Raw genomic sequence first — 11,734 nt, forward strand, 5'->3', positions numbered from 1 at the left:
TCTTAAAATATCTGCTATTTGATTATCTGCACATTACTGAGTATACTTCTGAAGCTCTGTGATTCTTTCTATGATTTCATCCATCGACTTTTTGAACTTCGCAATAAGTTCAACATTTCGAGCACTGGCCTTTGCTGCCTCTGTAGAGCTTGCGCTTATCTCTTCACTGGTTGCCGACAATGTACTTGCACTGTCAACAATCTCATTGTTCGAGCTGCTCAGAGATGAAATGAAATCACTGATCTCTTTTATTGCTTTACCAAGCTCAATTAACTTATCCTGAATAAATTCAAACTTCTTGGATGCATTCTGTGTATATTCAGTCTCGCGGTTAGCCGACTGAGAACTGATAGTCGCACAATCCGCAACCGTATCGGCATTTGCCGTAAGGATCTCGATGATACGGGTAATATTTTCCGTCTCATTCCTTGTCTGCTCTGCAAGATTTCTGATTTCATCAGCAACTACCGCAAATCCCTTACCTACTTCACCCGCTCTTGCAGCCTCAATCGAAGCATTAAGTGCCAGAAGGTTGGTCTGAGATGAAATTGAAAGGATAATACTTGTGATTCCACTAACGTCTTCTGTATTGGAACGAAGTTCATCAGCCGCTGTCTGAAGGTTATCTCCTGCCTTTCTGGCCTTCTCAACTTCTTCAAACAATGACTCCATAACGCTCATACCTTCCTTAAGTGCTTCCGCAGCCTCTTTGTTAATTCCGTCGACTACTTCCGCACTCTTCTTGGTATCATCGATAATATCCTGAATATCATGTGTCTGTGTTGTCTGATTGGTAATAGCTTCAGCGGTATGCTGTGTTCCTGCCATGATATTTTCCATCGTCTCATCAAGAAGCTCTACAGACTCACCGATTGTCTTAAGCGCATCGCTCATGGAATTGGCATCATCAACTACTCTTTCTGCAACCTCAGTGATCTTATCAGTGATAGATTTGTTCTTATCCGAAACCGATGTAACCTCTTCAAGAGACTCTTCGAAGAATCGCATAAAAAGACCCGATCCCTTAAGAACCGTTACTATAGTGAGAATCGAAATGATAGATTCGATCATTATGATCTCAATGTCATCCTGAACATTTGCAGAAGTGGCTATAGTCAGGATAACTCTTATAAAATTAGAAATTCCAAAACCGACAACTCCGACCTTTACACTAAAATTATCAAGTGTAAGAACAAATACGATCAGAAATGGAATCATATATGGATACGATGTAACAGTATTTCCGCTGTTAAGCATTGCGCAATATACAACAGAATATGTTATGGCCAGTAACCTTATATACATAACACCGCCTTTACTGATAAATAAATAAGCAGTATCAGCGACAAATACCACAATAACAATAATTAGCGGAATAATCCCCCTAATCTTAGCAAGGTCCGATAACGCAATCTGAGAAGCAAGACCTATAATTGTAAAGATCGTTGTTATAACGTGAACAAGAAATAATAGCTTACAAGTGCGTTTTAAATGATTTTCCTGCATAGCAAACTCCCTTCGTTTTACATCTATTATAAATTATATCACCTTTTCACGCATTTACGTAAATATTGAATATCTTTACACTTTTTTCATAATTGTATGACATCTTAAATGAAATTACAGAAAAAACCTCGCGACGAAATCATCGCGAGGTTCAATATAATCTTATATTTAATTAGTACATCATCTGCTGATCGTTGTTTCCGATTCCCTTAGGGTTAGGACCATACTGATTATAACCGGGCTGTGAATCAGTTGCTTCAGCAACAAGAAGAATGATTCCACCTACCAACGGAATAAGAGCCATAAGCATATACCATCCTGATTTTCCTACATCATGAAGTCTTCTTACTGTAACTGCAAGTCCCGGAATAAATACAGCCAGTGACCAAATAGCTGATACAAAACCAAGCTTTCCGTCTGTTGCAACCGTTAAACCAGACCCAAGACCTGCAACCAAGGCATTAAGAAGAGTGAAGTACCAATACTCACTTCTGCGTGCTCTTCCCGAAAAATTTGCATAATTTGAAAAAACTGAACCAATTGCTTCTGTAAATGACATTTGAATAATCCTCCTATAACTCTTTCCTTTGTTTTACTTATACCGGATATATTTGTTATCACGGTAATTTTTTCGCACATTCAAGTTCAAGCATGGTTATTATACGTCATTTAATTTAATATTTCAACAACTTTTTATTCACATTTTTTCACTAATCTTTCACAACCAAAACAAGCCGGAGGGACGGGGTTTGTGGTCCATTTTTTCTTAATTAATCTCCCTATTCCCCATTATTCCTCTTATCTATTACAATAATCCGGCGCAACTCCCTTTACGTCTGTCCTTATCTTAAACAGGCATCCGTCAAACTCCCCGTCCAGTCCTGTTGCAGCAGAAGTAACATATAGTGTTTTCATATCATCATCGCCAAAGCAACACGATGTCACCTGCTTTGCTGGAATTGGAATTTTTTCAAGAAGCTCTCCCGTCGCGCCGCTTCTTTTTTCTATCCTGCTTCCGCCCCAGAAGGCAACCCAGAGATTGTCCTCACTGTCAATCGTAAGACCGTCAGAAATATTCTCATCTACATGGAAGAGTTCTCTCCTATTCTGCAGAATTCCGCTCTCTTCATCGTAATCAAAGACAAAAACGGCATTTTCCAAGGAATCGGAAAAGAAAAATCTCTTTTTATCGGAGCTCCAAGCCATACCATTGGAAATCTTCGTCCCCTCTACCTTAACACTAACCTTGCCCTTATCAAAAAGATAAAGATTCCCTTCCGCCTCGTGGTCGACACCGTCAATCACCGATGCCCCGAACCATATGCGTCCTTTCGCATCTGCTTTGGCATCGTTCGAGCGCCAGTAATCCTTGAAAACGCCCTTAAGATCCACCAGCAAAGAAATCTCCCCATTTTCATAAACATAGATTCCGTCTTTCATCGCAAGCGCAAAACCTTCCGAACCGGCAAGCGGAATCGCGGCCCCGACAGGCTGTGGTAATTCTATACAATCTTTTTTCCCATCCTTAATAAACCAGACCTTCTGCCCAATGATGTCAACCCACGAAAGCCGCTTAAATCTCGGATCATAGAAAGGCCCCTCGCCGAGCGCATACCTCTCATTGCCGACACATTCCACATTGTACTTACCGCCATTAAGACCACTCATCATGCACCTCCACAAAACATCTGAAACTACTTCCTGTTAACAACATATATTCCGAGACTGACAAGCAAAAGAGCCGCAACATACCGCAGATTAAGCTTATCCCACTCCGCAAGGAAAAAAGCCGACAACAGCGCCCCGAAAATCGGATTGGAAAAGCCGTAGATTGTGACTGCCGAAACAGGATTGTGTTTGAGCAAAATCCCCCATATCGAGTACGCAACCGACGAAATAAGCGCCATATATATGATAAGCAGGATTCCAATCGGTTTCGTCAGATGAATCCTTCCGCCGACTAATAAGCCTACAACCATCATGACAAAGCCGCCTATAAGGAACTGGTACCCGCTCAGCGTCACCGGATTTTCTTTTACGGAGTACTCCTTGATAAGTACGGACGAAACCGCATATGATACCGCCGCGATCAGGATAAATCCTTCGCCGTCAAGCGCAAATCCCGCATCGATGCTTCCTCCTGACAAACTAACTATGATTACTCCCACAGTTCCAAGAAGGCATCCGATTATCTTTTCCGAAGACAGGTGCTCCTGCTTCCGCACAAGGCAAGCCAAAAGAATTGCAAAAAAAGTCGTCATTCCGTTGATTATCGACGACTTCACTCCCGAAGCATGCGCAAGTCCTATATAAAAGAAAAAGTACTGCAGCATCGTCTGAAAAACGCTTAGCGTGCATACCATCTTCCACGATGTCTTCTTGGGAAAAAGAGCTTTTCCCTGAATAATGCTTCCAAAAATTATCGTCAGCACTCCCGCCAGTAAGAATCTGATTCCCGCAAAAAGAATCTGCGACATACTGTCCTGCGCGCCAATCTCAAACATCTCATATCCCACCTTGATGCTTGGGAACGCACTCCCCCACAAAAGACAGCAAAATACTGCCAGAAGGCAGACTATAAATTTGTTCTGCAGCAAACTGCTTTTGGTCCTAGGGGACGGGGTTTGTGGTTCATTTTGTTTCATAATTTGATTTTAATCCTTTCAAGTCATACGCTCCTACATTTTATAGCATATCAATTATTATGTATTACAATCACAACTCTTTTTCATAACACAGAAAATCCTGGTCATATAAATGGCACTCACCCACTTCATCAAATCCAAAAACCGCATATGAGCGTATTGCCTTGGTATTGTACTTGCCTACCAGGATGTGAATTCCGTTACACCCGCGTCTCTTAAGTTCCTTCATGCCATGCTTAAGCATTATCCGCGCAAGTCCTTTATTCTGCTCCGTAGGTAGAACCGCAAGCCTTGCAAGCTCTCCCTCGGGTTCAAGATTCTTATTCCAACACGTAAGCCCGTTAACTTCCTCATCTTCATCAATCGAAATTGCTGCTTTAATTATCCCGTCTTCCTTTAATACAAACAGTCCGTCACGCGCAAAATCCGCATCAATCGTTTCATTAGACGGATAATACTCATCCCACGGACAAAGTTCCCTTCCTATCTGCGCTTTATACAGCGCGAGTATCTCCTCACGGTCTTGTTCCGTAGCTGTTACTATTCTTTTTTCTTTTTCCATTTCTGTAGTCCTTTTCCTTGTCGTCGTTTTTTGCTGTCATCTCAACCCACGAAGGCGCAAAGCTTCTGTTCCTCCTGACTTTCCAACAGCTTCTATCTTACTTTTCTCCCGTCTTGATAAATCGTATCAATTCCTCAACGTCTTCAAAATCATCATAATCTCCGATAATCCCTTCTCTGTGATAAACGACACCGTTTCGCTCATTCCTCTCAAGGCAGTCAAGCAACTCGTCCTCGCCGTATCTTTTTACAAAAAGCGTGAATCCATACGGCTTTATCTTGCCAAACATTCCTTTCTTGCAATCGCTGTCGCACTCATAGCAATGCCCGTAATTCTTCTCTTTAGAACATTTTCTGTTCTCGCACCAAGCAGTTCCCGGACACTCCCCTGAATCACAGCCTCCGCAATGCTCATTCTCGCTGCAAAGGCAGCATGCCAGTCCGCACCTTGCTATTCCAAGTTCTCTTTTCATATTTTTCTCCTACACAAATAAGTCACCCACAGAATACAGCACCGCTTTGCCTGAAATCACTACTCTATCGCCCTGTAATCTGCATTCCAGTTCGCCTCCACGTTCAGATGCCTGATAGGCGTGAATTTCTTTTTTCCCAAGCTGCTCTGCCCAATATGGCGCAATCATGCAGTGAACCGAACCGGTAACGGGATCTTCATTTATCTTATCTTTCGGGGTAAAAAATCTTGAAACACAATCATACTCTTTTCCCGGAGCCGTAACACCTACGCCGAGTCCATCAAGTAGCATCATTTCGCCAAAATCGGGAGACATCTCGCGAATTGTCTTTTCATCTTCATAAACAAGCAGAAGATCACGATCAATAAATGCTCTGACAGGCGTATGCCCTGTTGCCCTGGTCATCTGTTCAGTGACAGGTGTTTCATTAAGCCGATATGCCGGAAAGTCCATGACAATCTCATCCTGCTGCCTATGAATGAACAGATCACCACTCATGGTATGAAAGGTAATGTCATCCGCATCCTTCTCATAATAGTTAAAAAGAACAAACGACGTTGCCAACGTTGCATGCCCGCACAGATTAATTTCTCCTCCCGGCGTAAACCAGCGAAGGTCATATCCGTCCTTGCCTTTCACGGTAAATGCCGTCTCCGAAAAATTATTCTCCCTTGTGATATTCATCATAAGCTCTTCAGGCAACCACTTATCCAAAACGCAAACCGCCGCCTGATTTCCGTGAAAAAGCTTGTCTGTAAATGCATCTACAATATACTGTCTCATTTTCCTGCCTTTGTCCTTGTTTTTTTTATTTTTGCTTATATCTTTTATCTCTATTTTACCTGTTATCTCTGCTTTTATCTGTTATCTCTGTTTTTATCTGCTATCTCTGTTTTTATCTGTTATCTCTGTTTTTATCTGTTATCTCTGTTTTTTACTTTTTATCTTTGCTTTTTATCTTTTACTTTTGTCTTTATCTTTTGCCATAAGAGACTCCAACGCTTTAGCCAGTTGTTCTGCTGAAACCGCCGATATCTTCTCCGCATACTTGTTCTGCTTGAGCTCGATTTCCTTAAGATTCTTGGACTTGATTTCTTTCAGATTCTTGAATTCGCTTTCTCTAAGCTTCTTTTCCCGATTCTCTTTATCCATGCTTATCACCCTTTTTCCGAGGTTGTTGACTAAATCTGCTCTTTTTCCTTCTCTTAGTCACTCATCACAAAAATCCGCTTCTCTTTTTCAGCCAAATTTCCACGCGGCGTTGACTAATTCCGCTATTTTTCTTTCTCTTAGTCACTCATCGCAAAAATCCGCATCTCTTTTCCAGCCAAATTTCCACACAGCGTTGACTAAATCCGCTATTTTTTCTCCTCTTAGTCACTCAACTCTGAAATCCACTTATTTTTTTCAACCAAATTTCCACGCGGCGTTGACTAAATCCGCTATTTTTTCTCCTCTTAGTCACTCGACTCTGAAATCCGCTTCTCTTTTTCAACCAAATTCCCCCACAGCGTTGACTAATTCCGCTATTTTTTTCCTCTTAGTCACTTGACTCTGAAATCCGCTTCTCTTTTTCAACCAAATTCCCCCACAGCGTTGACTAATTCCGCTATTTTTCTTCCTCTTAGTCACACAACTCTGAAATCTCACTCACCATCACCACGCAATCACCCTTTCACAAGCGCCGCAAGCTTCTTACCACAAATCACGCCGACAATGCAGCACGCAAAACTAAGCGCCACATATACTCCGCCTGCACCATACTGCTTCTTTTCAAAAAGATTCACCGCCTCAAGCGAAAACGTAGAAAACGTCGTAAATCCGCCACACACTCCTGTCTTCCAGAAAAGAACCGTATTGCCCGATATCCCCTCATTATTATCAACCAGTCCCACGATAAATCCGATCAGGACTGCGCCCAAAATATTCGTAACAAGAGTCAATACCGGAAAGCCCGTCTTAACAGGAATAAGGCTTATCGCATACCTAAGCACCGCTCCCAAAGCTCCTCCAAGAGCCACAAACAAAAAATTCATACACACCTCTTTTTTCTCAAAAAATATAATCAAGAAAATCGCCTGACATCGACAATTGAAAGTACCGCAACATAACACTCTTCGCCATGCCAAATACATATTTAATCAAAAATGACATTCTACGCACTCCGCTCCTGCTGCCTTCATCTCCTGAAGCTCCTTCTCATAAAACCTGCTTTGTCTGGCACCTATTGCATCAAGGTACAATTTTACGCCAAACCCCTGCTCTATTGCAGTCATCACCGTCCGAAACACACAGCATCTGCCATCAACACCGACGACATCAATAGTATCAACATCCATCTCTTTCAATTTCTGTGCAAATTCCTTGTTTGTAAATGCATCAGGAAACCTTTTATCAAACACAAGCCCCGACTCAACATTAAGTCCGCACGCCAGTTCATAACCGCTCGCATTCCCCAGAACACCGATATTCCTTATGTACACAATCGGAAGATTCAGCTTTTTTGCCTCATCAATCCTTGCATTAACCGCATCCAAAAGCCCTTCCCGATAAAAGCCCATATACTTTTCCTGAACATCAATCACAAGAAGAATTTCCATACACAAATCCTACGCTCACTTTGCCTTGCCAATCTCATAATCCGTCACACTCCCGCCGGCCAGCCTTCTTTTTTCCTCATACCGAAATATATCACGTACGAAACGATGACCGTAAAAAGATCCGCAACTGCCTGCGTCCACACGATTCCCGTCATTCCAAACCAGTGATTAAACAGAATCAGAATAGGGATGTTAAAGACAATCTGCCTTATCACCGCAAGCCAGAACGATTCCTTGCCGCGACCGATTGCCTGCGCAAAATGAACCATCGAAAAACAAAGGAACATCAGCGGCGTAGCAAAGCACCTCGCACGAAGGAACTGCGTTCCAAAGTGCACCGTGTCGGGATCTCCGATAAATGCCCTCATGATAAAAGGCGCAAATGCATAATACAAGATCACACTCACAACTCCTATCGCAAGCCCCACTACTCTGCCAAATCTGAAGATTCCATCCATTCTTTTCCTATCACCCGAAGAATAACTGTACGCGATCAGCGGCACCATTCCCATGCAGATACCTATTCCGATATTAAGCGGCAGACGCTCGGCTTTCAGCACGATACCGATGGCAGCCAGCTCAACATCGCCATATGACGCTGCCAGGCGATTTATGACGATCGTACACAGGTCAAAAAGAAGCACTCCCACAGCCGCAGGAATTCCAACTCCGAATATCGAGGAAAAAGACTCGCGCGACGGATAATCGCCGTTTGTCCTGAATCTGAGAATAGTTTCTTTGCCCGCTTTATGGTAAGTAACGATAAAGTACACCGAAACCACGATATTACTGAGCATAGTCGCAAGTGCGGCGCCCATAACCTGCTTTCCGTCAGGCAATATCACAAACATGAAAATAGGATCAAGCACAGTATTAAGCACGCCGCCCATACTAAGCCCAAACGATGCCTTCGCAGAAAGCCCTATGCTTCTTAGCATTGATGAAACCGTGCTGCTGAATATAAACGGAACTCCGCCGATAACAACCACAAAAAACATATACTGCCTGGAAAATTCAAGCACATTTTCGCTCGCCCCAAGAAAAACAAGTACATTTGTCATCCCTATCAAACTAAGTAACGAGAAAAGACATCCGACTCCCAGCGCCATCCATATACAGGCCGCCGACACTTTCGATGCTTCTTCATCATTTCCCGCACCGATAAGGCGCGCAATAAGCGTACCTCCGCCGACTCCAAAGATATTTGATATCACAATCGTAAGCATATAAATCGGCATAACCAGAGAACAAGCCGCCACCATGTACGGATTATTCGTCCTTCCGACAAACCAAGTATCCGCAAGGTTATAAACAAGCGCTATCAGCTGACTCGCAACCGCCGGAAGTGCCATCACTCCCAGCGCATGCGGTATATTGTCTTTTTCAAAAAGAAATTTTTTATCTTCCATGAGTTTCTCTTTCGTTGGTATCCGTCCTTTTGGTCCATAGGGACGGGGTTTGTGGTCCATTATTGCACAACATATAATATATACCGTTTTTCACAGATTTTTTGTCATACACACCGCTCCGACCAGATTATCATACGGCGGATAATTCTCGAAAATCTCCCTACACTTCATTATTCATTTTCTGAAGCCCATCTCCTGAAAACTCCGATCATCTCATCCAATTTAAAAGAATCTCCACACGCATCATACATATCATTTTCGACTTTGCACACAAGCCAATCATCTCCGTTATCTATTTGAATAGCTTCAAATGACTTTCCTTCTAACTCTGTGCCCTCAAGATCAATCTGTAAATGCCATCCGGGATTATCAATTGCCTCTATCTTCACCTCTTGGGCATAATCAAAATCACTATCATAATGATCAAAAAACCAGTTTTGAAGCCAGCTTAAATTACTCTCTCTATCCATTTTTATAACCTCACAAATACTCTTCAACAAACTGCTTCTCTATATATTCAACTGCCGACTTGCCATCCGCAAATTCTATATACCGAGGTGTCCCTACTGAATAAGTCAAATGGTAAATCCTATAGACCTCTTCATCCAGCAAAAACAGAACATCGTCATCCGAATAGCTTCTTGCTAGCGCTTTAACATTGGAATTTGGAGAAATGACCAACTCTTTTATGAGCTCTTTTTCAAAAAAGGCATTGTCCATATCCGTTCCCCAATTGAACTCATCTCCGTATTTTAGTTCCAACTTATTAACTTCAGCAATTACATCATATCCGGCATCTCTATCAACATTGAGATTTTCGTTGTTCCCCATATCCATCCTCTCATTGCCAATACAAATCGAACTGACGCATTGGCATTTTAAAAATTGTATGAATGCTTCCATCAGTCAGATTCAATACTCTGTAATAAATATCATTATCATCTGTCGGAGCACCGGCTCCCCAGGCACGTACTTCTTCGTAAAGGACCTGATCTCTGTCAGGAGATAAAACCATCTTTGATATAAAATAATAATCTTCTTCCCTTGAATCTTTCAGCATCTCATAGGTTTTCTCATCCTCAAAACATGATTCCTCTCCTAACGAAGCGGTATCCAATGGGATTTCCTTGAGTCCCCAGAATGTACGCTTATATGCGGTATTCTCTTGGACAAATAAAATATCTTCATATCCTTTTACTTTTCGATATTCCTGCGAAAAATCAACTTTAAAATTCAGCGCCACCAGAAACCATGCTATTCTTATAGGCAATGCCAATAGCAAAAGAATCATAACAACCACTATGACCTGTTTTAGTCTTTTCATAACTTAACTCCTACCGGCACTACTGCTATAACGCCCTTTCAGGCGTGCGTTATCGCCTGAAACATAAACTCATCCTCACCGGTTTCGTCGAAGAACTTACCTCTCACAAAAAGATGCGTATCTTCCTCGACAACCACGCTTTTATCATAACCTGTTGAATCCTTCGGTGTAAATGCGAGAATTACTTTCTTAATCTCTTTTCCAAAGGCAGCTATCACGCGGTCAAGCTCGCCACTGCCTATAACTGCATGAAGAATTAACGTATCGCTCTCAATCTCAGCAATCGCATAACTGTCACAATCCGCAATGTAAAAAGTATTTTCCTGCATAAACTGAGACAGATAAAACATATAAAGTCCCGAATTGGAAACCATGTACATCTTGGCATTCTGCTCAGTTTTATTAAGAATTTGCACCATATTGTCCCAATCGCTCTTTTCTGCCATCGGTACAAGCTGTGCAGTCCGCTCTGTATCAATCTTCACAGCTTTACTAAACTGATACTCACTACTCTTACGAAAGCCAAACTTGGGATAGAAATCAACGACAGAATCGTTTGCAAAAAGATATATTCCATCAACTTTGTTTTCGTAGTCTTCAATAATCTTCTCCATCAGCATCCTTGCGTATCCCCTCCCCCTGTAATCAGGATCGGTCATTACAGTGCCAAGCTGGATAAGCTTTACAATTCTGCCATCATAGTTCATATCGCAAGTATTTACCGAAACATTCGAAACAATCTTCCCGTCAGCCACAACCGAATACGGAATGTAATTATCTTTCCAAAAGCCATTCCGGTACCAACCTTCAAAGTTCAGTCCGCCAAACACCTTTCCGGCAAGCTCATTGAAGGAATATCGAAGCGATTCGTTATCTCTGTAATTTATTTCGATTGTCATATACTATAACTCCTCTATTTTATGATTCTCAAAATAATATATGTTTTCTCTTTTATACCCATACTTAGAACCTGCAATACTGATATGTGGTTCAAAAGTAAAATAGTTTACGTCTCCAAGTTTTTTATTATTGCCTTTTTCTATATAAATCCTATCCGCTTTTCTTCTTACTATTGAATGCCCCAGATTCCCTGTTGGTATCTTGATTTCTTGCTTTTCCAACAGAGTATTTTCGCCTAGATTCCCTGTTGGTATCTTGATTTCCTGCATTTCCAACAGGGCATTTTCGCCTAGATTCCCTGTTGGTATCTTGATTT

General features: G+C 41.9%; 15 protein-coding genes and 1 pseudogene. All 16 read right to left on the reverse strand.

Features of this window, described 5'->3' with window-relative positions; all coding sequences use genetic code 11:
* Positions 1 to 33: 33 nt before the first annotated feature.
* Positions 34 to 1,506, reverse strand: coding sequence for a methyl-accepting chemotaxis protein (locus tag T356_RS0112800; RefSeq protein ID WP_026514823.1), 1,473 nt, complete (start codon positions 1,504 to 1,506; stop codon positions 34 to 36).
* 172 nt (positions 1,507 to 1,678) lie between these two features.
* The gene (locus tag T356_RS0112805) at positions 1,679 to 2,065 is read right to left on the reverse strand and encodes a DUF805 domain-containing protein (protein ID WP_051563428.1); all 387 of its coding nucleotides are present in this window, start codon (positions 2,063 to 2,065) and stop codon (positions 1,679 to 1,681) included.
* A gap of 239 nt (positions 2,066 to 2,304) precedes the next feature.
* A complete protein-coding gene (locus T356_RS0112810) occupies positions 2,305 to 3,174 on the reverse strand; it encodes an SMP-30/gluconolactonase/LRE family protein (RefSeq protein ID WP_026514825.1) in 870 nt (289 codons plus the stop codon).
* Positions 3,175 to 3,200: 26 nt separating this feature from the next.
* On the reverse strand, positions 3,201 to 4,151 hold the full coding sequence (locus T356_RS0112815; protein ID WP_051563429.1) for a DMT family transporter: 951 nt from the start codon (positions 4,149 to 4,151) through the stop codon (positions 3,201 to 3,203).
* A 70-nt stretch (positions 4,152 to 4,221) separates the two neighbouring features.
* Positions 4,222 to 4,713, reverse strand: a complete 492-nt coding sequence (locus T356_RS0112820) for a GNAT family N-acetyltransferase (RefSeq protein ID WP_026514827.1) — start codon at positions 4,711 to 4,713, stop codon at positions 4,222 to 4,224.
* Between the two features lie 97 nt (positions 4,714 to 4,810).
* Complete coding sequence (locus tag T356_RS0112825; RefSeq protein ID WP_026514828.1) at positions 4,811 to 5,185, reverse strand: hypothetical protein; 375 nt, start codon at positions 5,183 to 5,185, stop codon at positions 4,811 to 4,813.
* Between the two features lie 9 nt (positions 5,186 to 5,194).
* The gene (locus T356_RS0112830) at positions 5,195 to 5,968 is read right to left on the reverse strand and encodes a PhzF family phenazine biosynthesis protein (protein WP_026514829.1); all 774 of its coding nucleotides are present in this window, start codon (positions 5,966 to 5,968) and stop codon (positions 5,195 to 5,197) included.
* A 171-nt stretch (positions 5,969 to 6,139) separates the two neighbouring features.
* Positions 6,140 to 6,337: a hypothetical protein gene (locus tag T356_RS0112835; protein WP_026514830.1), complete on the reverse strand. Its 198-nt coding sequence runs from the start codon at positions 6,335 to 6,337 to the stop codon at positions 6,140 to 6,142.
* Between the two features lie 515 nt (positions 6,338 to 6,852).
* Positions 6,853 to 7,221: a fluoride efflux transporter CrcB gene (gene crcB, locus T356_RS0112840; protein WP_026514831.1), complete on the reverse strand. Its 369-nt coding sequence runs from the start codon at positions 7,219 to 7,221 to the stop codon at positions 6,853 to 6,855.
* 105 nt (positions 7,222 to 7,326) lie between these two features.
* Positions 7,327 to 7,785 carry a cysteine hydrolase family protein gene (locus T356_RS0112845; protein WP_026514832.1) on the reverse strand — a complete coding sequence of 153 codons (459 nt, stop codon included), beginning with the start codon at positions 7,783 to 7,785 and terminating at the stop codon, positions 7,327 to 7,329.
* A gap of 44 nt (positions 7,786 to 7,829) precedes the next feature.
* Positions 7,830 to 9,194 (reverse strand): MATE family efflux transporter, encoded by a 1,365-nt coding sequence (locus tag T356_RS19420; RefSeq protein ID WP_242846612.1) that lies wholly within the window; start codon positions 9,192 to 9,194, stop codon positions 7,830 to 7,832.
* Between the two features lie 170 nt (positions 9,195 to 9,364).
* Complete coding sequence (locus T356_RS0112855) at positions 9,365 to 9,664, reverse strand: Imm53 family immunity protein (protein WP_035781141.1); 300 nt, start codon at positions 9,662 to 9,664, stop codon at positions 9,365 to 9,367.
* 10 nt (positions 9,665 to 9,674) lie between these two features.
* Complete coding sequence (locus tag T356_RS0112860; protein WP_051563430.1) at positions 9,675 to 10,025, reverse strand: hypothetical protein; 351 nt, start codon at positions 10,023 to 10,025, stop codon at positions 9,675 to 9,677.
* Positions 10,026 to 10,035: 10 nt separating this feature from the next.
* Complete coding sequence (locus T356_RS0112865) at positions 10,036 to 10,518, reverse strand: hypothetical protein (protein ID WP_026514835.1); 483 nt, start codon at positions 10,516 to 10,518, stop codon at positions 10,036 to 10,038.
* Positions 10,519 to 10,556: 38 nt separating this feature from the next.
* A complete protein-coding gene (locus T356_RS0112870) occupies positions 10,557 to 11,417 on the reverse strand; it encodes a GNAT family N-acetyltransferase (protein WP_026514836.1) in 861 nt (286 codons plus the stop codon).
* Between the two features lie 3 nt (positions 11,418 to 11,420).
* Positions 11,421 to 11,734 (reverse strand): annotated as a pseudogene (locus T356_RS21860) (hypothetical protein); the annotation flags it as partial.

The sequence above is a fragment of the Butyrivibrio sp. LB2008 genome (genome assembly GCF_000621565.1).
Lineage (GTDB): Bacteria > Bacillota > Clostridia > Lachnospirales > Lachnospiraceae > Butyrivibrio.

What these genes read in the sequence shown, in the direction of transcription:
- T356_RS0112800 (WP_026514823.1), bottom strand. Translation starts at nt 1,506, where the DNA reads ATGCAGGAAAATCATTTAAAACGCACTTGTAAGCTATTATTTCTTGTT.
- T356_RS0112805 (WP_051563428.1), bottom strand. Translation starts at nt 2,065, where the DNA reads ATGTCATTTACAGAAGCAATTGGTTCAGTTTTTTCAAATTATGCAAAT.
- T356_RS0112810 (WP_026514825.1), bottom strand. Translation starts at nt 3,174, where the DNA reads ATGAGTGGTCTTAATGGCGGTAAGTACAATGTGGAATGTGTCGGCAAT.
- T356_RS0112815 (WP_051563429.1), bottom strand. Translation starts at nt 4,151, where the DNA reads ATGAAACAAAATGAACCACAAACCCCGTCCCCTAGGACCAAAAGCAGT.
- T356_RS0112820 (WP_026514827.1), bottom strand. Translation starts at nt 4,713, where the DNA reads ATGGAAAAAGAAAAAAGAATAGTAACAGCTACGGAACAAGACCGTGAG.
- T356_RS0112825 (WP_026514828.1), bottom strand. Translation starts at nt 5,185, where the DNA reads ATGAAAAGAGAACTTGGAATAGCAAGGTGCGGACTGGCATGCTGCCTT.
- T356_RS0112830 (WP_026514829.1), bottom strand. Translation starts at nt 5,968, where the DNA reads ATGAGACAGTATATTGTAGATGCATTTACAGACAAGCTTTTTCACGGA.
- T356_RS0112835 (WP_026514830.1), bottom strand. Translation starts at nt 6,337, where the DNA reads ATGGATAAAGAGAATCGGGAAAAGAAGCTTAGAGAAAGCGAATTCAAG.
- crcB (WP_026514831.1), bottom strand. Translation starts at nt 7,221, where the DNA reads ATGAATTTTTTGTTTGTGGCTCTTGGAGGAGCTTTGGGAGCGGTGCTT.
- T356_RS0112845 (WP_026514832.1), bottom strand. Translation starts at nt 7,785, where the DNA reads ATGGAAATTCTTCTTGTGATTGATGTTCAGGAAAAGTATATGGGCTTT.
- T356_RS19420 (WP_242846612.1), bottom strand. Translation starts at nt 9,194, where the DNA reads ATGGAAGATAAAAAATTTCTTTTTGAAAAAGACAATATACCGCATGCG.
- T356_RS0112855 (WP_035781141.1), bottom strand. Translation starts at nt 9,664, where the DNA reads ATGGATAGAGAGAGTAATTTAAGCTGGCTTCAAAACTGGTTTTTTGAT.
- T356_RS0112860 (WP_051563430.1), bottom strand. Translation starts at nt 10,025, where the DNA reads ATGGGGAACAACGAAAATCTCAATGTTGATAGAGATGCCGGATATGAT.
- T356_RS0112865 (WP_026514835.1), bottom strand. Translation starts at nt 10,518, where the DNA reads ATGAAAAGACTAAAACAGGTCATAGTGGTTGTTATGATTCTTTTGCTA.
- T356_RS0112870 (WP_026514836.1), bottom strand. Translation starts at nt 11,417, where the DNA reads ATGACAATCGAAATAAATTACAGAGATAACGAATCGCTTCGATATTCC.